Source organism: Streptomyces sp. NPDC093089, assembly GCF_044754405.1.
In the GTDB taxonomy this organism is placed as follows: domain Bacteria; phylum Actinomycetota; class Actinomycetes; order Streptomycetales; family Streptomycetaceae; genus Streptomyces.
Genome location: NZ_JBIVPA010000003.1, coordinates 570,012 through 590,774, shown reverse-complemented (window position 1 = coordinate 590,774; position 20,763 = coordinate 570,012). Strand labels below are relative to the sequence as shown.

The following is a 20,763-nucleotide window of genomic DNA, read 5'->3' as shown; positions in this document are numbered from 1 at the left end:
TCCTTGAAAGGGCTTTTCTACGGGGGTGTTGGCGTGGTTGGTTGCGTCGCCCGGGCACGGTTTTCCGGTCGTGCCCGGGTGGTCTAGGTGACGGTGACGAAGACGCTGTGCCAGCCGCTCGCTCCGTCGGGGATGGTCCGGGTGCGCTGTTCGGGCTGGATCTGGCCGGTGCCGTCGGTGGCGCGGACGGTGATGTTGTGTGCGCCGGGTGTGGCGTTCCAGCGGTAGGACCACTGGCGCCAGGTGTCGGTGCCGGCCTGGGCGGCCAGGTCGGCGTCCCGCCACGGCCCGTTGTCGACGCGGACCTCGACGCGGTTGATGCCGCGGTGCTGGGCCCAGGCGACGCCGGCGATGGTGAGGGTGCCGGCGGGCGGTCGTGCGAAGGGCTTGGGGGTGTCGATGCGAGATTGCGTCTTGATCGGCGCCCTGCGGGCCCACTTCCGCTTCACCCAGTACGGGTCGTAGGCGTCGAACGTGGTCAGCTCGATGTCGGTGATCCACTTGCAGGCCGACACGTATCCGTAGAGGCCCGGGACCAGCATCCGTACGGGGAAGCCGTGGTCGAACGGGAGCGGCTCACCGTTCATACCGACCGCGAGCATCGCGTCGCGGCCGTCCATGACGTCCTCGACCGGGGAGCCGAGCGTCATGCCGTCCACCGAGCGGGCCACCAGCTGATCGGCATTCCCTCCCCGCGACGGAGGGATCACACCGGCCTCCTTCAGAAGGTCGGCAAGAGGGACGCCCAGCCAGCGGGCGGAACCGATGTAGGGACCGCCGACCTCGTTCGAGACACACGTCAGGGTGATGTCACGTTCTATAAGGGGGCGTTCCAGGAGCTCGTGGAGGGTGTAGGTGCGGGGTCGGGTGACCCCTTTGCCGTGGATGCGTAGCCGCCAGGTTCCGGCATCGACCTTGGGAACGGTCAGGGCGGTGTCGACGCGGTAGAAGTCGGAGTTGGGAGTGGTGAAGGCGGTGATGCCGGGGACCTTCAGCTGGACGCCGGCCGGGACAGCGGGAGCCGGGGAGGCAGGCTTGGGCAGGACCAGGCTCTCTCGGGAAGCGACGGCGCCCTGGCCTCGCCGGCCGGTGAAGAACCGGCCCAGTGCACCGGACGAGGTCGCCGCGACGGCTGTCACAGCAGCAGCGGTGAGAAAGCCACGCCGGCTCCAGCCGCTGGCGCCGCCCGCGTCGGCTGGGGCAGGGGTCAGTACGGCTCTGGACGCAAGGAGATACAGGACGAGGGCTCCGGCAAGTGCTCCGGCCACGGAGGGAAGTACGTCTCCGATGCCGGTGGAGTCGGGCCGGCTGAGGGCGGCTGCCGCTCCGACGATCCCGAACAGCAGCACGCATGCGGCTCCTGCCCGCCGATGCGACAGGGCGAGGATGCCCAGGGCGAGAGCGATGAGGGCAAGAATCGCGAGGATCCCGAGCTGCAGGAATGCCTTGTCGTTCTCCCCGAAGGTACGGATCGCGAAGTCCTTCACCGCATTCGGCGTGCGGTCGATCACCGCGCCGCCCACGACGGTCACGGGCCCTGCCGCAGGCCGAACCAGTCCGGCCACCAGCTCGGCCACGGTCAGCGCGGTGAACGCGGCCAGGAGCCCGGCCAGAGCGCCAGATGCGGCGCGGACGAGTTTGCTGCGGAAGCTGCTCACACCCGGCATTCGGCAGCCCCCACTTGGCGGATTGGTCCGACCTCCGAATGAGGGAAACTGCTCGCTCTTGTTGCCGTCAGGTCGCGCGGGCAGCGGAGCGACCCGGGGCAGGGGTGTGCGGGGCTCGGCTGGTGCCGGGGCGGAGGCGGTCACCGGGGAGGCGGCTGGGCCACCAGGTGCGTTGGTCGAGTCGGCCGCCCGTCACGCGCCCGGCACGGGGTCCCAACGCCCGGTGGCCGCAAAGGACGAGGGCGGCGGGCAGGAAGGTCAGTGACACGGCGGCGCAGCAGACCATGGCGATCGCGACCGCCGGCCCCAGACCTTGTTCGGCGGGTAGGTCGCTGAACGTGAGCGTCATCATGGCGCAGGCGATGGTCGCGGCGCTGGCCAGGACCGGTGGTGCGGTGCCCCTGCACGCGGCGGCCATCGCCCGTGCGGTGTCCGGTTGTTCGGTGAGTTCTTCGCGATGGCGGGCCGCAGGCAGGAGGGCGTAGTCGGTACTGGCGCCGATGACCAGGACGAACACGATGCCCTGGGTCTGTCCGTCGATCGGCAGCCGGCCAGAGCGGGCCAGGATGTACAGGACAGCGCACGCCGCTGCCGGGGCCAGCAGTGCGCCCGTAATCACCAGCAGCGGCATCAGCACACTGCGGTAGACCAGCAGCAGGATCACCAGGACGCCACCGAGGGCGACGGCCAGCAGGGTGCCGTCGATCTCCGCGAACGCGCCGTCGAGGTCAGTTTGAGCGGCTGCCGGGCCCGCCAGGTGTACGCGCGTTCAGCTGACCGTGTCGGCCGCCTTGTCGATGGCCGCGAGCTGGGCGGGCAGGTCGGTCAGTCGGTCGGTCGGTCGGTCGGTCCAGCGGCGATCACCGCTGTCAACGCCTGGCCGTCCGCGGCGAGGACCGGGACTGCAGCAGGGCCGGCCAGGTGGGCGGTGACCTGGCGGACGGTCTCTTGCTGGCCTGCGGTGATCGGTTCGCCCTGCGTGCGCGGGGTCCAGATCACTGCGAGGGGCAGCGGTTCGCCCTGCCCGGCGGGGTTGAGCAGGCGTGCCGCCCGGGCAGACTCTGCCTCGGCGGCCAGCGGTGCCGTCTGGCCGGCTTCGGCCAGCGGTGCCGTCTGGCCGGCTTCGGCCAGCGGTGCCGTCTGGCCGGCTTGCGCCGCCTCGCCGGGACGGACGGTGTAGGGGCCGGCGGCGACAGCCGGGATCAGCCACCGCAGGAGCACGGCGAGCGACCCTGCCCGATTGAATCTCCACAGCACGACGGACGCCTTCCGATCGTGGCGGCCGATGCCGCCCGGCGGCAGCCCCCGGATGCCGCCGGGATGGATGTGCTCGCTGGATTCGAAGCCAGGTTTGGGCCGGTATAGGGCTTGTGCACGGATATCACCCGGTTAAGGGACTTTGCTGGACAGGCATCTTGACGCAATCCATGGAGTGATTCGTCCCGAATTCTTCATGTGAGGGTCAGATGTGCAGCACGCCGATTCCACGATTGACAAGATCAAAGGAGGTAAGAGGGATGACCGCGGTGCCTGAACGCGCGGAGGCTGATGGCCTCAGTGGCGTGCGTCGGGCGGCCTGTTGGGCGTCTCCGTCGCGGTGAGCACGGGGAGCCCTGAGCCTCACCCCTGCTCCCTCCGCCCGGTCCCCGGGCCCGGGGGCGACCCACTGCCAGGAGTGATCATGAACACCGCTCTCGCGTTCTGCGGGCCTCCTGTCACACTTCACGTCCCGCTTTCGCCAGGTGCCCAGGCTGCCGGGCACGCCCGCCGGACCGCAGCACGCATGCTGACTCTGGAGCCGGCGCTCTGCCCGTGCCCTGTCGCCGAAGACCTCGTGCTCATCGTCTCCGAACTGGTCACCAATGCCGTCACACACGCCAGGGGACCTTACGCACTGACGGTCAGCATGGAAGAGGGACGGATAGGCATTGCGGTCAGCGACGGATCCGCCGACCTGCCCGCCCGCCCAGATGCCGCGGAGGGGATCGCCGAAAGCGGGCATGGCCTGAAGATCGTCCGAGCTCTCGGCGCGGATCTCTTCGTCAGCCCCTCGGACAGCGGCAAGCAGGTCATCGCAGTGCTCACCTGGTAGCCCGCGCGAAGCGCGTGGGTGCTGCGGGTGGCTGTGCCGACAGCCACCCGCAGCAGACCCGCCCGTACCGGACCGGGACACGGTCAACGTGTCCCGCAAGGCCGGTGGGTCACCGGTCCGCGCCACCCCGTCTTGTCGGCGGCGGACCGGGGCTCTTGCCCGCGGCAGTCGGTCAGGCGTTGACGCAGGTGTTGCCGAAGGACGGGTTCAGCAGTCCGATGACGCTGACGGTGTTGCCGCAGGCGTTGACCGGGATGTGGACGGGCACCTGGATGAGGTTGCCCGAGCCGACACCCGGCGAGTACGCGGCCACGCCCTGCGCGCCCGCGTCGGCGGACGCCACCGAGCCTCCGGCCACCACGACCGCGCCGGCGGCCAGGGCCACGGCCAGACCTCGTCGCACACGAACCATGTCTTGCACCTTCCGTGAGGATGGCGGCCGCGCGGAGGTCCCGCGCGGCCGATGAGGAATCTCCCGCGAACGTCTCCGGGAGGCCTCACACGTGGTCTTCGCGACCGTCCTCCTGCCGGTTTGGCGCTGGTGCTCCACTTCCCTCGAACGGGTTACCCGAAGGTGGTGCCGGTGACGAAGAGCCCTCCCATCCGCAGGGCAGTCCGCTACGAAGAACGGGCGACACACGAACAGATTCCCCACAGTGGACCGTCTCCGGGGACGGTCCGGCACCGCACGAGCGACGACACAAGGAGCGGCATGCGATGGACGCCCCGCCCCCCGACGGCCGCCCCAGGCCGTCCCTCCGCCTTCTCCCCACGGGCGGAGCGGAACAGGTGAACCAACCGATCCCGTTCGGCACCGGCCGCCCCTCAGACGCCGACCCGTGCGACCTCACCGGCGTCATGCAGCAGGTCGCCCACGGCGACAAGCAGGCGTTCTCCGCCCTGTACGACGCCCTCGCCCCCCTGGTCTTCGGGATCGTGCTCAAGGTCGTGCGCGACCGGGCGCAGTCGGAGGAGGTCGCCCAGGAGGTCATGATCGATCTGTGGCGCCAGGCCGCCCGCTACCGGCCCGATGCCGGTTCCGTCAGGACGTGGGCGGCGACCATCGCCCACCGCCGGGCCGTGGACCGGGTCCGCTCCGCCCAGGCCGCCATCGACCGCGAGCACGCCCAGGCAGCCCGCGAGCACACCACCGCGTTCGACGAGGTCGCCGAGCAGGTCGAGACCCGGCTGGAGTCCGAGCAGGTCCGCCGCTGCATGCGCGGCCTGACCGAGCTCCAGCGCCAGGCCGTGACCCTGGCCTACTACCAGGGCCTGACCTACCGTGAAGTCGCCGAAACCCTGCGCACGCCTCTTCCCACCATCAAGACACGCATGCGCGACGGGCTCATCCGGCTCCGCGACTGCATGGGGGTGACCACATGAACCACCACGCCACCGACATCCACACCCTCGCCGCCGCCTACGCCCTCGACGCGCTCGACGATGCCGAACGCAGGGACTTCGAACTCCACCTCCGGACGTGTGAGGCATGCCGGCAGGAAGCCGCCGAGTTCGAGGCCACCACGGCACGCCTCGCCGCGGCCGCCTCACAGACACCCCCGGCAGCGGCCAAGGCACAGGTCATGGCCGCCATCGAGGAGGTTCGCCAATTGCCCCCGCGAGTCCCCGCTCCCAGCTCGACGCCCGCCTTCAGCAACATCTTCCGCCGACGCTCGGTGTCCCTGGCACTGGCCGCGAGCGTGGCGGCGGCAGCACTGGGCGGAGTCGCCGTGTGGCAAACGCAGAACAAGCAGGCCGTGGAACAGCAGGCCCGCCAGGCCCAGCAGCAGCTCGACGCGGTCAGCGCCGTCTTGGCGGCCCCGGACGCGCGCACCGTCCACGGCAAGGCCGCCAACGGCGCCCTGACCACCGTCGTCTCCTCCGACCGGCAGAACAAGGCCGTCTTCACCGCCGCCAACCTGCCCGCCCCCGGCGCGGGCAAGACCTACCAACTCTGGCTCGACCACGACGGCACCATGAGCCCGGCCGGACTGATCGACCACGACGGCACCGTCGTACTCACCGGGAACCCCGCCGACGCCGGCGCCGTCGGCCTCACCCTCGAACCCACCGGAGGATCCCCCCAGCCCACCACCACCCCCCTGATGCTGATGGCCCTCCCCACCTGACCGGATACCCGCACCAACACAGGGAGGTCCCTCATGGCCGGCACCCCGAAGGTCGGGGACACCGTTGGCGACTTCCGTCCACCCGGCGGGCACCTGGACGGAGACATTTTCCACCGGCGCAACTTCACTGTGTGAACAGCGCGGTCAGCCCCTCCCCCTAGCCTTCTCCCCGGCGACAACACCCCCGTGTGCACCGCGCAACTGCGCTCGTACTCCGGCGGGCTGGACCAGCTCCAGTCCGCCGGCGCCGCCGTGTGGGGCATCAGCTCCCAAGGAATCGACAGCCACGAACGGTTCGCCCGCAACACGTCCGTGGTGGCTCACCGTCGGCGTCCGCGCGGCGGCGAGTCCTGTGTGCGGCAACCGGCCGTCCAACGGCATGGGTGGTCCGAACATCTGCCGAGAGCCCAGATCCACGGGAGAGGCGACCATCAGATCACGTTGGCCTTGATCGGGTTGCTGGGAGGGCTGATCACCGCGGTGTCGCCCTGCATCCTGCCGGTACTGCCCGTCGTCTTCCTGGCCGGCGGACCGGGCACGAACGCCCCCGCCACGCGCAGGCCCGCACCAGTCGGCAGCCCCGATGCCCCCACCGACGACGCAGCCGCTGGCGAATCGCCGCCCGTCGACCGGCGTCCGCGCAACCGCCGTCCCTACGCCGTCGTCGCCGGGCTCGTCCTGAGCTTCGCCTTCTTCACGCTGCTCGGCGTGACGATCATCTCCGCGCTCGGCCTGCCCCAGGACATCCTGCGCTACGTCGGACCGACCCTGCTCGTCCTGATCGGTCTGGGCCTGATCTTCCCGCCCGTCGAACGGGTCCTGGAGAAGCCGTTCGCGCGCATCCCGCAGCGGCAGGTCGACAAAGAAGGCAGTGCCTTCGTCCTCGGCCTTGGACTCGGTCTCCTGTATGTGCCGTGCGCCGGGCCGGTCCTCGCCGCGATCACCATCGCGGGCGCGCGGTGAGATCAGCACGGACATCGTAGTCCTCACGGTGGCGTTCGCCATCGGCACCGCGATCCCGCTCCTGGTCTTCGCCCTCGCCGGGCGGCCCGTCGCCGAACGGGTCGCCGCCTTCCGCACGCGGGCCCGCAAGCTCCGCGTGATCTCCGGAATCCTCATGATCGCGCTCGCCTTCGCCCTGGCCTTCGACGTCACCGCGGCCCTGCAACGCGCGCTGCCCGACTACACCCGGGCCGCTCAACGCACCGTCGAGGACAGCGGCACAGCCCGGCAGAAGCTCTCGGGGCTGTACGACGACTCCAACAAGGAGCTCTCACGCTGCGAGGACGGCGTCGACGAGCTCCGCTCCTGCGGCCAGGCCCCGCCGCTCGCAGGGATCTCGACCTGGATCAACACCACGGGCGGGAACCCCGTCGACCTGTCCGCCCTCCGGGGCCGCGTCGTCTTGATCGACTTCTGGACCTACTCCTGCATCAACTGCCAGCGCAGCATCCCGCACATCAAGGACTGGAACCGGGCCTACCGCGACGATGGCCTGACCGTCATCGGCGTCCACTCGCCCGAGTTCGCCTTCGAGGAGAGCGCGAAGAACGTCGCGGACCAGACACGGAAGTTCGGCATCACCTACCCGGTCGCCCTCGACAACACGCTCGACACCCGGGACAACTACCGCAACCGGTTCTGGCCCGCCAAGTACCTCATCGACGCTCAGGGAACCGTCCGCCACTTCACCTTCGGCGAGGGCTGCTACGCCCAGACCGAGAGCCTCATCCGAGACCTGCTCCGGCAGGCCGACCCGACGGTCGTCCTCCCACCACCCACCGACCAGTCCGACGACCGGCTGACCGCCGACCGCACCCCCGAGACGTACCTGAGCACCCACCGCATCCGTGGCTGCACCGGAAGCCCCGAACTCACCGAGGACAAGCCGGTCACCTACTCCTACCCGCCCGGCGGCGTCCCTCTGAACAAGCTCTCCCTCGCCGGGACCTGGACCGCGGGCTACGAACACTTCACCGCCGGCAAGGACACCCGCCTCGCCCTGACCCATCACGGCCAGAACGCCAACCTCGTCCTCGCCGGCGAAGGCACGGTGACCGTCCTCGTCGACGGTGAACGCACACGGACGATCGAGGTTCATGGAACGCCGACGCTGTACCGGCTGACCGACCACGGCAAGGCCCGCGAAGTACGTCTCGAACTTCGTCTCACAGCCGGACTCCAGGCATTCGCCTTCACCTACGGCTGACAAGCCCCGCCACGTCACACACCATCGAGGGCTCTCGTGGGCACTGTTCAGTCCGCCCCGGAGTCGACGGAGTGCTGTCGCATCGTCAGGCCGCCTGCGCTCCACCGCCGCTTTGCGGCGCCCCCGGAAACAGGTCCCCATCCGACAGGCCGTCCGCTGCGAAGTACGGGTGAAACGCAGCAGTCTGGCGGCGTGTCGAGTGGCGGGAGTGATGGTGGTCGAACAGCGGAAGGCGGCGGTCGTGGGCGCCGGCGTGGCGGGCCTGACGGCCGCCTACGTCCTGGCGTCCTCGTACGAGGTGACCCTGTACGAGGCGGACGGTCGGCTCGGCGGTCACGCCCACACTCGCGAGCTTCCCGGCCCCGGCGGGCAGTCAATCGCCGTGGACTCGGGGTTCATCGTCCACAACGAGCGCACCTACCCCACCCTGCTCAGGTTGTTCCGGGAGCTGGAGATCGGCACGCAGGACGCCGAGATGAGCATGTCGGTCCGGTGTGACGGGTGCGGGCTGGAGTACGCGGGCGCCCGGGGCGCGGCAGGATTGTTCGCATCCCGCTCCGCCCTGCGGTCCCGGTACCTCCGGCTCCTCGCAGAAGTGCCCCTCTTCCACCGTGGCGCCCGGCGGCTGTTGGCCCGCGGAGCGCATGCGGGCGTCACCTTCGGGGACTTCCTGCGCGAGGGCGGGTTCTCCTCCTACTTCGTCGGCCACTTCGCTCTGCCGCTCGTCGCCGCCGTGTGGTCCTGCCCGGCCCGCACCGCGCTGTCGTACCCGGCCTCGTACCTGTTCGCTTTCCTGCACCACCACGGTCTGCTGTCGGTCACCGGCTCCCCGCAGTGGAAGACCGTCACCGGCGGCTCGACCGCCTATGTCACCGCCGCCGCCAAACACATCCAGCGCGTCCGCGTCACCAGCCGGGTAGACGCAGTCCAGCGCACGGGCCGGGGCGCGCTGATCACGACCAGTGACGGCTCTGCGGAGGCGTACGACGCCGTCGTCATCGCCACGCACCCCGATCAGGCGTTGCGCATGCTCGCGGACCCCACCGCGGACGAGACCCAGCTCCTGGGCGCCTTCACGTACTCGCACAACCCCACCGTGCTGCACACCGACACCTCCTTCCTGCCCCGCTCCCCCAGGGCACGCGCAAGCTGGAACTACCGCATGACCGGCTGCGAGCCCTCCACCGCGCCCGTACAGGTCAGTTACGACATGGAGCGTCTCCAGCGTCTGCCCGCCGGATCCGGCTACGTCGTCACGCTGGGCGGTGACGACGGCATCGGCCCTGACCGGGTGGTGGAGCGGATGGTCTACGAGCACCCCGTCTACACGCCCACGTCGGTCGCGGCGCAGAAGGGACTGCCCCGCCTCAACACCGGTGTGACCGCGTACGCCGGGGCCTGGCACGGCTGGGGTTTCCACGAGGACGGCTGCCGCTCGGGCGTCGAGGCGGCCCGGTCCCTGGGGGTGTACTGGTGACCCGCGCCCGAGGAGACGTCATCTCCCGAGGCCTCCTGGGCACGGAGCCCGTCGCGGCGGTGTACGACTGCGTGATCACGCACGTTCGCCGCACGCCCCTGCGCCACGCGTTGCGGCACCGCACCTACCTGTGGTGTGTGGACCTCGACCGGCTCCCTGTGCTGCCCAGGCCGCTGCGTCCCCTCGCCCGTTTCGACGCCCGCGACCACTTCGCTGGAACCGTCGGGTCCATCCGTGCCGGACTCGACGGCTTCCTCGCCGGCCACGGCATCGACCTGGAAGGCGGGCGGGTGGTGATGCTGGCGCACGCCAGGGTGTTCGGGTTCGTCTTCAACCCGCTCAGCGTGTTCTGGTGCCACAACTCCTCCGGAGCCCTGGTGTGCGTCGTCGCGGAGGTCCACAACACGTACGGGCAGCGCCACTGCTACCTGCTGCGGACGGACGAGGCCGACGAGGCGGAGGTGGACAAGTCGTTCCACGTCTCGCCGTTCTTCGCGGTCGAAGGCCGCTACCGGATGCAGCTGCCGCTGCCCGGCGAACTCCTGCACCTGACCGTCCACCTGGAGAACGAAAACGGCAGAGCGTTCACCGCGGTCGTCCGGGGTCGTCGTCGACCCGCCACCACCCCCGCCCTGCTGTCGGCGGCCGTGCGCAGGCCCTGGTCCACCGCCACGGTCTGGGCCGACATCCGCCGCCACGGTATCCACCTGCTGCTACGCGGTCTGCCCGTGCACCCCCGTCCCCGTTCCACACCGCAGAAAGGCATGCTGCCGTGAGCCGTCCCGCCCTCATCTCCCAGGGCCGCTCCCGAACCGCCGGTCAGGCAGTCGGGATCCCCCCGCAGACGGCGGGCATGAGTCCCGCGGTTGCCGCGCCCGCCGTTCGCCGCGCGGACGTCGACGCCGGACGCTGGCCGGACGTGGCCCGGCTGCCGTCGGCCGCACCCGCCCGCACCGCCATCGCCAGGCACTTCGTGAGCCGGTCCCTGGGCCGACTGGCCCTGACCGGACCCGCAACCGGCGCCCGCCCGTCAGGCGCCGGCCCACGGCTGACGCTCCACGACCCGGACGCCTTCCACAGGCGCATCGGCCGCCACGGGCTGATCGGCTTCGGCGAGTCCTACATGGCCGGCGAATGGGACAGCGACGACCTGGCCGGCGTCCTGACCGCCCTCGCGCGGCACGTCGACGACCTGGTCCCCGCCCCGCTGCGCCGGCTCCGCGGCCTGTGGGTGTCCACGCGTCCCCTCACCGACCGGAACACCCGTGCCGGTGCACGCGACAACGTCCAGCGCCACTACGACCTGTCCAACGATCTGTTCTCCGCGTTCCTCGACCCCACCCTCACCTACTCCTCCGCCGTCTTCACCTCGTTCCCCGCCCTCTCCGAGTCCCTCGCCTCCGCTCAGCACCGCAAGATCGACCGGCTCCTGGACCTCGCCGGCGTCGGCGAGGGCACCCGGCTGCTGGAGATCGGCACCGGCTGGGGCGAACTCGCCCTGCGGGCCGCCGCCCGCGGAGCCCGGGTCACCACCCTGACCCTCTCCGCCGAACAGGCTGCCCTGGCCCGCGAGCGGATCACGGCAGCCGGACTCGGTGACCGGGTCGACGTCCAGCTGCGCGACTACCGCGACATCGAGGGCCGCCACGACGCCGTGATCAGCGTCGAGATGATCGAAGCGGTCGGCGCCGAGTACTGGCCCTCCTACTTCACAGCCCTACGACGCGCACTCGCCCCCGGGGGCCGGATCGCCCTGCAGGCCATCACCATGGGCCACCAGCAGATGCTCCACACCGCCGCCACCCACACCTTCATCAGCAAGTACGTCTTCCCCGGCGGTCTGATCCCCTCCCGAGAAGCCATCGCCGAGCACTCCGCCGCCGCCGGACTGACCACCACCGCCGACAACGGCTACGGCGACCACTACGCCGAGACCCTGCGCCTGTGGCGGGAACGGTTCGTCGCCAACCGAACTGCCGTCACCGGCCTCGGCTTCGACCCGGTCTTCCAGCGCATGTGGGAGTTCTACCTCGCCTACTCGGAAGCCGGATTCCGCTCCCGCTACCTCGACGTCCGCCAGCTCCTCCTCACCGAAGGGACGCACCGATGAGGCCCGCCGCCGACCGACTCGCCCAACTCCTGGGTCACTTCCTCCCGGGGCCGCTCCCGGTACGCCTACGGGCCTGGGACGGCAGCCAGGCAGGCCCGCCGGACGCCCCCCTGGTCGTGCTCCGCTCGCCCGACGCCCTGCGCCGCCTGGTGTGGCAGCCGGGCGAGCTCGGCCTCGCCGAGGCCTACGTCACCGGCGACCTGGACATCGAGGGCGACCTCGCCGACGCCCTCTCCAGGGCCGGACGAAACGTCCGTGACCGGCCCTCGGCACGTCCCGGACCGGCGACCATGGCCGCGGCCACCGCCCTCGCGGTACGCCTCGGGGCCGTCGGTCCACCCCCGAAGCGCCCCGACGGGCGGGCACGGCTGACCGGTGGTCTGCACAGCGTCTCGCGGGACCGTGCGGGGATCAGCCACCACTACGACCTCTCCAACGACTTCTACTCCCTCCTCCTCGACGAGTCGATGGCGTACTCCTGCGCCTACTGGGCCCGTCCCGACGACCCGACCTACACCCTGGCCGACGCGCAGCGCGACAAGCTCGACCTGATCTGCCGCAAACTCGGCCTGGGTCCCGGGGACCGGCTGCTCGACGTCGGCTGCGGCTGGGGTTCCCTCACCGTCCACGCGGCACGCGAACACAAGGCTCGCGTCACCGCGGTCACCCTGTCCCGCGCCCAGCACGAGTTCGTCACCGCGCGGGCCGTCCGCGAGGGAGTGGCCGACCTCGTGGACGTCCAGCTGCGGCACTGGCGCGACATCGACGGCGGCGGCTACGACGCCGCGGCCGCCGTCGAGATGGGCGAGCACGTCGGCGACGCCGAATACCCCGCCTTCGCCACCAAACTCCACGACGCGCTGCGCCCCGAAGGCCGCCTCCTGATCCAGCAGATGTCCCGCGGCGCCCACGCGCCCGGCGGAGGCGCCTTCATCGAGACGTACATCGCCCCCGACATGCACATGCGCCCCGTCGGCCGGACCGTGGACCTGCTGGAGGCCGCCGGCCTGGAGGCCCGCTCCACCGAATCGCTCCGCGAGCACTACACGACCACCATCGACGCCTGGCGCTCCACCCTCGAACAGCGCTGGAGCGACATCGAGGACCTCGTCGGAACGACCACCGCCCGGGTCTGGCGCCTGTACCTCGCCGGTGCCTCGCTCGCCTTCTCCGAACGCCGCATGGGCGTCGACCAGATCCTCGCCGTCCGCCCCACCCGGGAAGGAGCTTCGGCGATGCCGGCCACCCCCGCCAACTGGTACTCCCCGGTGTGAACGGCACCGACGGGGGCGCCCTCGCCCTCGATCTCGGCGTGTCCGCCGCGACGGCGGTGGCGGTGCTCCTCACCACCTTCGGCGTCGCCGTACACCGCGGGCTGCACCGCGTCGTCGACATCGCCTGGGTCCTTGCCTTCAGCGCCGTCGCGGCGGTCACCTGGCTGCTCTCCGTCGGCCACGGCCACGACGGCCGCCGCCTGGTCGTCGCCGCGGCGACCGTCGTCTGGGGCTTCGGCTGTCGGCTCACATCGCACGGCGCTCCCGCGACCACGGCGAGGATCCCCGCTACACCGCTCTCCTCGAAAAGGCTCCCGGCAACCGGGCCCTCTACGCGCTGCGCACCGTTGACCCTGCTGCTCACCGTCGGCAGCGGCAAACGCCTCCTGGAGAAACACATGGCCGACCGTCCCGGGTATACCACGTACGCCGCACGTACCAGCGGCTTCCTCCCCAGACCGCCCCGGCGGAACGCTCCACGGGCTGGGAGGTAGCCAGTGCCGAGTCGGCAGCGAACGCGCATCGAGTGCCACGACCGGCTCTGCTGCCCCTCTTCACCCCAACGCCGTCCTCCCAGGCGAAGGCGGCGGTCCTCGTCCTGCACGGCGGCCGGGCGGACGGCTTGGGGCCACTCCCCCTGGCGAACCTGCCCGCGTGGCGGATGCGGCCCTTCGCCACCGCTATCGCGCGCACCACAACGCACGAGGGAGTCCTCGTCACCCACGTCCGCTACCAGTACCGCGGCTGGAACGGCCATCACGCTCACCCGGTCACCGACACACGCCGGGCCCAGGACGAACTGCGGGCGCTCACCGGATCCGTACGTCTGGAGGGTGAGGAGAGGCCTACACTCCGTGCGCGGCGCGTCATGCGGCAGTGGGAACGCATGACCCCGGAATGGTGGAGGAACCAGCCTGGAGGACCCAGCGAACGGCCCTGTCGCCCAGCGCACACCCGGGGCCACAAAGGCGTGAACACCGAGGCGCCCGCCGGGGCAGCTGCGCCATCATCGGGCCCAACGCATTCAAGTGCACGCGACGTCATGGCCCGGCCGTCCGGACCTTCCTCGTACCGGGTCGAGGTGTGCTCGGTTCGCTCGTGTCTCAGGTGCTGATGGAGATGATGCCGAGGGGTTCGGTGGTGGGTTGGGCGGAGCCGCCGGCGGGTTCGACGGTGATGCCGACGGCGACCGCGTTGCCCAGAGGGCCTTCGAGGATACGTGTCGCCCGGTCGCCGGTGTCGTCCAGAAGGCCCGCGGGGCGCAGGTCGCCGGCCTTGTCGGCGTACCAGAGCTCGTACGCCTTGCCGCTCGGCAGCGTCGGGAGGTCGCGGGCGGTGAACGCGGCCCGGGCCTGCTCGCGGGAGACGACGACGGCCGCCTTGGCTCCGTCGGAGAGTCCACCGGCGTGCACGGTGGCGTCAGGGGCGGTGAGGATGTCCGCGAAGGTTCCGCCCGCGGTGCGGGCCTGCTCCTGGGCCTGTGCCGCCCGGGCTCGTGCCTCCTCGGCGTCCGTGTGCTCCAGGGCGGCGAGGGCACCGAGCACGGCCGCCGCCACGATGCTCGCGGCGAGCGCAAGACGCAAGCCGGTGCCGCCGCGGGAGCCGCCACGGGGTCGGGCGGCGTGACGGAGCCGGTCCTGCGGAGTATGGGAGACCTGCTCCATGACGCGCGCACGCAGCCCCTCGGGTACCGGGGCGGCCTCGGCGGAGGCGAGCCGGGCGGCGGTCTGCTTGAACTCGGCGACGTCCTGGCGGCAGGTCTCGCAGCCGGCGAGATGATTCTCGAAGGCGGCTTCCTCCGCGGGGGGCAGAGCGTGCAGAACGTATGCCGCGGCGCCGAGGTGTGGATCTTCTGGTGTTGTCATGATCCGGCCTCCAGGCAGGCGCGCAGCTGTTCGAGGCCCTTGCGCATGCGGGACTTCACCGTTCCCTCGGGGGTGGACAGGGAGCGTGCCACCTCCAGGTAGGTCATGCCCTGGTAGTAGGCGAGCACCAGCGGCACGCGCTGGAGGCGTTCCAGGGCCGCCAGGCAGTGGTGGACGCGGCGCCGTTCGTCGTCGCTCTCGACGGTCTCGGCGACCTGGTCGAAGTCCCGGTCGGGCGACAGCATCCCGGCGCGCACTTCGCGGTCCTTGCTCGCCTGGACGGTGCGCACCCGGTCCACGGCGCGCCGATGGGTGAGGGTGAGGACCCATGCCTTCGCCGTTCCGAGGTCGGGCCGGAAGCGGTCCGCTGTCCGCCACACCTCGATCATGACGTCCTGTGTGACTTCTTCTGCCTGGCTGGCGTCCCGCAGGATCCGGCAGGCGAGCCCCATCACCGGTTGGGCCAGTGCGTCGTAGACGTGGGCGAAGGCCTCTCGGTCGCCGTCGGCCGCCCGGAGCAGGAGCGTGTCGAGGGGGGCGTTCGGTTCGGACGGGTGAGGCAATGGTCGTCCCCCGTCATCGTGCCTCTGGTGGTCGGTCGCCCGGGTGTGCGACGGAGTCGCCCTGCTCAGGCGGCGCGACTCGTCCGACTCTGCCGTCTTCGGCGGGGTCGTGCAGCGTGGCCGCTCCGGCCGGGTGAGTCCGGGTTCGGGGCCGGAGGCCATCAGGATGGCCTCCGGTCGTCGTGTGCCACCGTGTGGGCCCGCAGTGCGACGTGGACGGTCTTGCCGCCTATACGGGGGACCACCCTGAGGGAATCTCCCAGGTGGCGCATGATCTCCAGGCCGAATCCGCCGCGCTGGTCGCCACTCGCGGGCCGGTGGACGTCGGGCATGTCCTCGCTGTGGTCGCTGACCGCGATGTCCAAGGACCCGCCGTGCTCGGCCAGGGTCAGGAGGCACGGGCCGCGGGTGTGACGGACGGCGTTGGTGACGAGCTCGGACACGATCAGGACGGCGTCTGCCGTCCGGGTGCACTCGGTCGCTTCCAGCCATCCGGCCGCGATGCGGCGGGCGACAGCCGGGCTTCGCAGCCCCCAGGGAAGAGCCACGACAAGGCACGTCGCGCTGGGCGTCAAGGGTGGTGCGGTGATGGTCATGACCGCTCCCTGGAGGCGAGGGGTTCCTGTGTCAGGGATTCGTAGCCGCTCCGAGCACGGATGACGGATCGGTCATGGGGGCACTCCGCACCAGAACCCATTCGTCCCGACCTCGGCAGCGTCCCCGTGCCGAGGCTTCGCCCGCCCGGCCCACCACCGTTCTCCCACTCGCCGGCCTCGGCCCTTCCCCGGCCCTGATCCTCAGTCCGGCCCCGCGGGGGATTCTTCCGCCCCGCGCCTGTTCGACCCCGATGAAGATGTTTTCCGGCGCTTCTTCATCTGCCGGCGGGGCAGCTCCGAATCCCTCATGACCCCGCACGGCGAAGCATCCGTTCGAACCACACGGCATCTGCTCGGCGTGCTCCGGCAGTCGATCAATCGAGGGAGGTGCGTCCGATGACCGCGTCCATGCGCGCCCGTCGTCTGGTGGCAAGTGCCGCGGCGGCGGGACTGCTGGCCGGCGGCGCCGCGCTCGGCATGTCCGGCACGGCCACCGCGGCACCCGCGCCCACATCCGTCTCGACCGTCGTGGCCGGTGACCGTCACGACCACCACGACCGTCACGACCGGTGCGAGTGGAAGAAGGGCCACTGGGAGAAGAAGTGGGTGAAGGGCCACTGGGAGAAGAAGCGGGTCCACCACAAGACGTGGCACCCGGGCCATCACGACAAGCACGGTGACTGGCACCGGGGCTACTGGAGCCACGAGCACTCGTACAAGTGGGTCTACGTCCCCGCCCACTGGGATCACTACTGGGTGAAGGGCCACTGGGACTGCCACCACCGGTGAACGGCGGACCCCGAACTCCTACGACTGAGGACCAGGCCCCAGAGCCCGGTCCTCAGTCTCGTCCACATCGAGGTCCGGGCCGGTGAGCGCCTCCCAAGGTCGTCGACAGCTGCTGTCGTGTGACGTCGATAAAGCCACCTGGCTTCGACCGGGCCTCCCCGCCGGGATGACGATGGTCGATCCGCTCCACGGCTGAATCCACGGCGGACGCGGCCGGGACGGTAGGCGTGGCGTCGGGATGTGGACGGGTTGTCGGGTGATGATGGCGCAGTGCGACTTGATCACGTGTCCTACGCAGTGGCCCGCGGCAACTTCGTCTCGACCGTCCAGTGGATCGGATCGGCCCTCGGCGCCGGGTTCGTCGACGGGGGCGTGCACCCGCGGTTCGGCACCCGTAATTTCATTCTCCCGCTGAGCGGCGGCACCTACGTCGAGGTCGTCACCACACTCGACCACCCCGCCGCCGACCGCGCACCCTTCGGCCAGGCGGTCGCGCGCCGCGCCGCCGAGGGCGGCGGCTGGCTCGGTTGGGTGGTCTCCGTCGACGACATCGCCCCGGTCGAGGCCCGCCTCGGCCGCACCTCGGCCGAGGGCCACCGTGTCCGCCCCGACGGGTTCGACCTGAGATGGAAGCAGATCGGCCTCCTGGAACTGCTGGATGACCCGCAACTTCCCTACTTCCTGCAGTGGTTGGTCCCCATCGAGGAGCGCCCGAGCGCCGACCCGCGCACCTCCACCACCATCCACGGGGTCTCCATCGCAGGCGACGCCGCCTCCATCGCCGAATTCCTCGGCGAACCGGCGGACCACCCCCTCGACCAGATCGACGTCACCTGGGCCGAGGATGAGGAACCGGGCCTGGTCTCGGTCGAGTTCGCCACCGCCCACGGCCCGGTCACGATCTGACCAGGGCCGACTGCCCCGCGGGAGCAGCCGGCTGAGGTTTCCTGGCTAACACTCCAGCAGGACTTTGGTGTCTGACCTGGGGCGATGCAGGGCGGCTGGAGTACTAGGGACGCCATTCCTCTCGGTAATCCGGATGCTCCTCATAGGACTGCGCGAGCGCGCGGAGCGCATAGGTGAGCCCGGCGAAGCGCGGGTCTTGGGGGTCCATGGCCTCGCAGTCCTGCGCAAGCATGTCGATCAGGTCGAGCATCGGCAGGTGACTGCCGAGGATGGCCTCGCCGCCGAAGCGACAGGCCACTTCGGCGTAGGCGTGGTTGCCTTCCTCGTACCGGGCGTGCATGAACTTGAGAAGGTCGCCCATGGGACGATCTTCGCGTGCTGATGCCAGAGCTGGAAGGCCCCGTTTTACCTGTCGGCGCATGCCAATGTCATCACAGGCGTCGTCCGCTCAGCCGGTCAGCCGGTCACGCTTTGACTGCAGGTCCTCAGGGCTGTTCGGTCCTGCGGTGATCGCAGCGCCGAGGTACGCAGCCGACCGAAGCGACGGCGATGTGATCACTCGGTTCCTTGTGGAGTGTTCAGGGATCGGGCGAAGTCGGCGAGCGTGTGGAAGTCGCCCTCTCGAAGTCCCACCCGGGGGTTGACGTGGTGGAGGAGCGCGGACCCTCGATGGTGGGCGGTCACGTACGCCTGATCCAACTCGCTCTGCTCGTCATCCACCCAGGCGAAAGGACGGCCGCTGGCGTAGTGCACCAGAGGAGCGGTCTTCCAGTGGACTCCGTCCGGTCGCTCTTGGAGCAGGACGTCGCCGAAGTCGACGAAGGGAAGTTCCGGGAGGCCGAGCACCGGCGCGATCCATCGGTTGGCGTCATCCATCCATGTGGTGGCCCAGCACAGCTCGAAGCCAAGGCGGAGGAGGAATCGTGCGTGCTCCGGGTTGAGCCAGACCCGCAGTTGGCGCCGACGGGACAGGAACCCCCGGTCATTCTCATGGGCCCCGCTCTCCAAGGGCACTCTGAGTGTGGTGTACCCGTCCGGGCGCCTCTCCGGCTTGGCCGCGTAGGGGTTGAGGGGCCCATCCACGTCGAGGAACAGCAGTGGTCGGTTCATGGCTCCCCCGGTTTCACTCACTGGCGACTGCTCCGAGAAGCGTAGCTGTGGAGATCGCCTCGACGCTGAGCCGTTGAGGCGTTGAGGCGTTGAGGCGTTGAGGCAGGCCTGCCGTGGTCCCGATGGCGCGTGCAAGCGCGCAGTGCCGTGCGTTCTGGTCCATGGACGATGAGCCTCGACGTACGACCAGGGATGCCTCTTACCCCGCGACACCGCCTGAATGACGTTCGCGCACATTTGTCGCCAAGACTTCACCTCAGCCCTCCGCATTTCTCAACCTCCCAAGAGATCTGGGCCGTTGTGCGTTCAAGGGCTGAACGTGCGACGTCTTGACGCGTCTGGTTCATACCTTTACTTTCATCGCTCAGAAAGTCGGAAGGTGTTCATATCCATGAACGCGATCCTGGCCCAGTACTCCTCCGGCGCTCCGTCTCTCCGACGAGCCGCCCCCACCCGAGAGGATTCCCATGCAACGAACACGTCTGCCCGTCACCCTGGCGACCCTCGCCCTCGCCGCCGGCGGTCTCGCTGCGGTGACTGCCCCTGCTGAGGCCGCTGTCGGCCGGATCACCGGAATCGGTGGCAAGTGCGTCGACGTGGCGGGGGCGAACCCGGCCAACGGGACGGCCGTTCAGATCTACGACTGCAACGACACTGCCGCCCAGAGCTGGGATGTGGGCAGCGACGGGAGCATCAAGGCGCTCGGCAAGTGCCTGGACGTGACGTCGGGTGGAACGGCCAGTGGTACGGCTGTGCAGTTGTGGGAGTGCAATGGTTCCGCGGCGCAGCGGTGGACGGTGACGGCGGCGCGCGACATCGTCAATCCGCAGGCGGACAAGTGTCTGGATGCGACGGGCAACAGCTCGGTCAACGGGACCCGGTTGCAGATATGGACGTGTACCGGCGGGGCGAACCAGAAGTGGACGGCGCCGGCGGCCGGTGGGCCGGGGCCGGCGCCCGGGGGTTCCATGGCTGTCGCTCCGTATCTCTACAACGGATGGGGCAGCCCGCCGAGCCCGACGACGGTGATGAACGCGACCGGGGTCAAGTGGTTCACGCTCGCGTTCGTCCTCAGCAACGGGTACTGCAACCCGCAGTGGGACGGCAGCCGTCCCTTGGTCGGCGGCGTCGACCAGCAGACGGTCAACACGGTCCGGGCGGCCGGCGGAGATGTGATTCCTTCGTTCGGTGGATGGAGTGGGAACAAGCTGGAGAGTTCGTGCTCCAGCGCCGGTGAGCTTGCGGCCGCGTACCAGAAGGTCATCAACGCGTACGGCCTGAAGGCGATCGACATCGACATCGAGGCCGCGGCGTACGACAGCCCCACCGTCCAGCAGCGCACGGTGGACGCCCTGAAGACCGTGAAGGCCGCGAACCCCGGGCTGAAGGTGTACGTCACGTTCGGCACCGGTCAGAACGGCCCCGACACCGGTCTCATCAACCGCGCCGCCGCGGCGGGTCTCACGGTCGACAGCTGGACCATCATGCCGTTCAACTTCGGCGGCAACGGACAGAACATGGGGAACCTCACCGTCCGTGCGGCGGAGGGGCTCAAGACCGCCGTGAAGAACGCGTACGGCTACAGCGACGACCAGGCCTACCGCCACACCGGCATCTCCTCGATGAACGGCGTCACCGACGTGGGCGAGACCATCACCCAGGCCGATTTCCGCACCATCCTCGCGTACGCGCAGCAGCGCCACCTCGCCCGTCTGACCTTCTGGTCCGTCAACCGCGACCGTCCGTGCTCGGGCGGCGGCGCCGACACCTGCTCCGGGGTCGGGCAGCAGGCGTGGGAGTTCACCCGGATCCTCGCGGCGTACAACGGCTGATTCGCGCCGCCGGCCTCGCCTTACCTGCTCGCGCACCCGCGCCCGTAGCCGTAGCCCCCGCCCGTATCCGTACCCGCGCCCGTGCCCGTAGCCGTAGCCCCCCGTATCCGTATCCGTACCCGCGCCCGTCCCCGTAGTCGTCAA

21 protein-coding genes and 2 pseudogenes are annotated in these 20,763 nt (G+C 70.2%); 14 read left to right on the top strand and 9 right to left on the bottom strand.

Features of this window, described 5'->3' with window-relative positions:
• Positions 1–83: 83 nt before the first annotated feature.
• The 3 genes from ACIQFX_RS09620 to ACIQFX_RS09610 all read right to left on the bottom strand — a co-directional run bounded on the left by ACIQFX_RS09620 (position 84) and on the right by ACIQFX_RS09610 (position 2,888).
• Entirely contained in the window at positions 84–1,667 is a 1,584-nt protein-coding gene (locus ACIQFX_RS09620) for a molybdopterin-dependent oxidoreductase (protein ID WP_402460497.1), read from the bottom strand.
• 67 nt (positions 1,668–1,734) lie between these two features.
• Positions 1,735–2,424: an MMPL family transporter gene (locus ACIQFX_RS09615; RefSeq protein ID WP_402460708.1), complete on the bottom strand. Its 690-nt coding sequence runs from the start codon at positions 2,422–2,424 to the stop codon at positions 1,735–1,737.
• A 68-nt stretch (positions 2,425–2,492) separates the two neighbouring features.
• Positions 2,493–2,888: a hypothetical protein gene (locus tag ACIQFX_RS09610; protein ID WP_402460494.1), complete on the bottom strand. Its 396-nt coding sequence runs from the start codon at positions 2,886–2,888 to the stop codon at positions 2,493–2,495.
• Positions 2,889–3,348: 460 nt separating this feature from the next.
• On the opposite strand from ACIQFX_RS09610, the gene ACIQFX_RS09605 reads away from it, so the two are divergent.
• Positions 3,349–3,759 carry an ATP-binding protein gene (locus ACIQFX_RS09605; protein WP_402460493.1) on the top strand — a complete coding sequence of 137 codons (411 nt, stop codon included), beginning with the start codon at positions 3,349–3,351 and terminating at the stop codon, positions 3,757–3,759.
• 172 nt (positions 3,760–3,931) lie between these two features.
• Here ACIQFX_RS09605 and ACIQFX_RS09600 read toward each other — a convergent pair whose 3' ends face one another.
• A complete protein-coding gene (locus ACIQFX_RS09600) occupies positions 3,932–4,171 on the bottom strand; it encodes a chaplin (protein ID WP_306311021.1) in 240 nt (79 codons plus the stop codon).
• Between the two features lie 377 nt (positions 4,172–4,548).
• Between ACIQFX_RS09600 and sigK (ACIQFX_RS09595) the strand changes: the two genes are divergently transcribed.
• The 10 genes and pseudogenes from sigK (ACIQFX_RS09595) (at position 4,549) to ACIQFX_RS09550 (ending at position 13,452) form a co-directional block, all read left to right on the top strand.
• The gene (gene sigK / locus ACIQFX_RS09595; protein WP_402460491.1) at positions 4,549–5,142 is read left to right on the top strand and encodes an ECF RNA polymerase sigma factor SigK; all 594 of its coding nucleotides are present in this window, start codon (positions 4,549–4,551) and stop codon (positions 5,140–5,142) included.
• A complete protein-coding gene (locus tag ACIQFX_RS09590; protein WP_402460489.1) occupies positions 5,139–5,888 on the top strand; it encodes an anti-sigma factor in 750 nt (249 codons plus the stop codon). The genes sigK (ACIQFX_RS09595) and ACIQFX_RS09590 overlap by 4 nt, the downstream gene beginning before the upstream one ends.
• A 177-nt stretch (positions 5,889–6,065) precedes the next feature.
• Positions 6,066–6,188: pseudogene (locus ACIQFX_RS09585) on the top strand (redoxin domain-containing protein); the annotation flags it as partial.
• Positions 6,189–6,200: 12 nt separating this feature from the next.
• Positions 6,201–6,851, top strand: coding sequence for a cytochrome c biogenesis protein CcdA (locus ACIQFX_RS09580; protein ID WP_402460706.1), 651 nt, complete (start codon positions 6,201–6,203; stop codon positions 6,849–6,851).
• Between the two features lie 28 nt (positions 6,852–6,879).
• Complete coding sequence (locus tag ACIQFX_RS09575; RefSeq protein WP_402460487.1) at positions 6,880–8,097, top strand: redoxin domain-containing protein; 1,218 nt, start codon at positions 6,880–6,882, stop codon at positions 8,095–8,097.
• A 211-nt stretch (positions 8,098–8,308) separates the two neighbouring features.
• A complete protein-coding gene (locus ACIQFX_RS09570; RefSeq protein ID WP_402460485.1) occupies positions 8,309–9,574 on the top strand; it encodes an NAD(P)/FAD-dependent oxidoreductase in 1,266 nt (421 codons plus the stop codon).
• Positions 9,571–10,350, top strand: a complete 780-nt coding sequence (locus ACIQFX_RS09565; protein WP_402460483.1) for a DUF1365 domain-containing protein — start codon at positions 9,571–9,573, stop codon at positions 10,348–10,350. Before ACIQFX_RS09570 ends, ACIQFX_RS09565 begins: the two co-directional genes overlap by 4 nt.
• A 77-nt stretch (positions 10,351–10,427) precedes the next feature.
• Entirely contained in the window at positions 10,428–11,684 is a 1,257-nt protein-coding gene (locus ACIQFX_RS09560) for a class I SAM-dependent methyltransferase (protein ID WP_402460480.1), read from the top strand.
• Positions 11,681–12,958 carry a class I SAM-dependent methyltransferase gene (locus ACIQFX_RS09555; protein ID WP_402460478.1) on the top strand — a complete coding sequence of 426 codons (1,278 nt, stop codon included), beginning with the start codon at positions 11,681–11,683 and terminating at the stop codon, positions 12,956–12,958. The genes ACIQFX_RS09560 and ACIQFX_RS09555 overlap by 4 nt, the downstream gene beginning before the upstream one ends.
• A pseudogene (locus ACIQFX_RS09550) lies at positions 12,955–13,452 on the top strand (DUF1295 domain-containing protein). Before ACIQFX_RS09555 ends, ACIQFX_RS09550 begins: the two are co-directional and overlap by 4 nt.
• Before the next feature lie 609 nt (positions 13,453–14,061).
• Here ACIQFX_RS09550 and ACIQFX_RS09545 read toward each other — a convergent pair.
• The 3 genes from ACIQFX_RS09545 to ACIQFX_RS09535 form a co-directional block, all read right to left on the bottom strand.
• On the bottom strand, positions 14,062–14,823 hold the full coding sequence (locus tag ACIQFX_RS09545; protein ID WP_402460476.1) for an anti-sigma factor domain-containing protein: 762 nt from the start codon (positions 14,821–14,823) through the stop codon (positions 14,062–14,064).
• Positions 14,820–15,386: an ECF RNA polymerase sigma factor SigK gene (sigK, locus tag ACIQFX_RS09540; RefSeq protein ID WP_402460474.1), complete on the bottom strand. Its 567-nt coding sequence runs from the start codon at positions 15,384–15,386 to the stop codon at positions 14,820–14,822. The genes ACIQFX_RS09545 and sigK (ACIQFX_RS09540) overlap by 4 nt, the downstream gene beginning before the upstream one ends.
• 161 nt (positions 15,387–15,547) lie before the next feature.
• Positions 15,548–15,982: an ATP-binding protein gene (locus ACIQFX_RS09535; protein WP_402460473.1), complete on the bottom strand. Its 435-nt coding sequence runs from the start codon at positions 15,980–15,982 to the stop codon at positions 15,548–15,550.
• A 396-nt stretch (positions 15,983–16,378) separates the two neighbouring features.
• Between ACIQFX_RS09535 and ACIQFX_RS09530 the strand changes: the two genes are divergently transcribed.
• Together ACIQFX_RS09530 and ACIQFX_RS09525 are read left to right on the top strand one after the other, a co-directional pair.
• On the top strand, positions 16,379–16,771 hold the full coding sequence (locus tag ACIQFX_RS09530) for a hypothetical protein (protein WP_402460471.1): 393 nt from the start codon (positions 16,379–16,381) through the stop codon (positions 16,769–16,771).
• A gap of 285 nt (positions 16,772–17,056) precedes the next feature.
• Positions 17,057–17,677 (top strand): VOC family protein, encoded by a 621-nt coding sequence (locus ACIQFX_RS09525; protein ID WP_402460469.1) that lies wholly within the window; start codon positions 17,057–17,059, stop codon positions 17,675–17,677.
• A 103-nt stretch (positions 17,678–17,780) separates the two neighbouring features.
• Here the strand turns inward: ACIQFX_RS09525 and ACIQFX_RS09520 are convergent, their stop codons facing one another.
• Both ACIQFX_RS09520 and ACIQFX_RS09515 read right to left on the bottom strand, forming a co-directional pair.
• On the bottom strand, positions 17,781–18,038 hold the full coding sequence (locus tag ACIQFX_RS09520) for a DUF6221 family protein (protein ID WP_402460468.1): 258 nt from the start codon (positions 18,036–18,038) through the stop codon (positions 17,781–17,783).
• A 194-nt stretch (positions 18,039–18,232) separates the two neighbouring features.
• Entirely contained in the window at positions 18,233–18,787 is a 555-nt protein-coding gene (locus ACIQFX_RS09515) for a hypothetical protein (protein WP_402460466.1), read from the bottom strand.
• Between the two features lie 467 nt (positions 18,788–19,254).
• Here ACIQFX_RS09515 and ACIQFX_RS09510 point away from each other — a divergent pair, with 467 nt between their 5' ends.
• Complete coding sequence (locus tag ACIQFX_RS09510) at positions 19,255–20,619, top strand: ricin-type beta-trefoil lectin domain protein (RefSeq protein ID WP_402460464.1); 1,365 nt, start codon at positions 19,255–19,257, stop codon at positions 20,617–20,619.
• The last annotated feature ends 144 nt before the right edge of the window (positions 20,620–20,763 follow it).

What these genes read in the sequence shown, in the direction of transcription:
- ACIQFX_RS09620 (WP_402460497.1), bottom strand. Translation starts at nt 1,667, where the DNA reads ATGCCGGGTGTGAGCAGCTTCCGCAGCAAACTCGTCCGCGCCGCATCT.
- ACIQFX_RS09605 (WP_402460493.1), top strand. Translation starts at nt 3,349, where the DNA reads ATGAACACCGCTCTCGCGTTCTGCGGGCCTCCTGTCACACTTCACGTC.
- ACIQFX_RS09600 (WP_306311021.1), bottom strand. Translation starts at nt 4,171, where the DNA reads ATGGTTCGTGTGCGACGAGGTCTGGCCGTGGCCCTGGCCGCCGGCGCG.
- ACIQFX_RS09590 (WP_402460489.1), top strand. Translation starts at nt 5,139, where the DNA reads ATGAACCACCACGCCACCGACATCCACACCCTCGCCGCCGCCTACGCC.
- ACIQFX_RS09570 (WP_402460485.1), top strand. Translation starts at nt 8,309, where the DNA reads ATGGTGGTCGAACAGCGGAAGGCGGCGGTCGTGGGCGCCGGCGTGGCG.
- ACIQFX_RS09560 (WP_402460480.1), top strand. Translation starts at nt 10,428, where the DNA reads ATGAGTCCCGCGGTTGCCGCGCCCGCCGTTCGCCGCGCGGACGTCGAC.
- ACIQFX_RS09555 (WP_402460478.1), top strand. Translation starts at nt 11,681, where the DNA reads ATGAGGCCCGCCGCCGACCGACTCGCCCAACTCCTGGGTCACTTCCTC.
- ACIQFX_RS09545 (WP_402460476.1), bottom strand. Translation starts at nt 14,823, where the DNA reads ATGACAACACCAGAAGATCCACACCTCGGCGCCGCGGCATACGTTCTG.
- ACIQFX_RS09535 (WP_402460473.1), bottom strand. Translation starts at nt 15,982, where the DNA reads ATGACCATCACCGCACCACCCTTGACGCCCAGCGCGACGTGCCTTGTC.
- ACIQFX_RS09530 (WP_402460471.1), top strand. Translation starts at nt 16,379, where the DNA reads ATGACCGCGTCCATGCGCGCCCGTCGTCTGGTGGCAAGTGCCGCGGCG.
- ACIQFX_RS09520 (WP_402460468.1), bottom strand. Translation starts at nt 18,038, where the DNA reads ATGGGCGACCTTCTCAAGTTCATGCACGCCCGGTACGAGGAAGGCAAC.
- ACIQFX_RS09515 (WP_402460466.1), bottom strand. Translation starts at nt 18,787, where the DNA reads ATGAACCGACCACTGCTGTTCCTCGACGTGGATGGGCCCCTCAACCCC.
- ACIQFX_RS09510 (WP_402460464.1), top strand. Translation starts at nt 19,255, where the DNA reads ATGCAACGAACACGTCTGCCCGTCACCCTGGCGACCCTCGCCCTCGCC.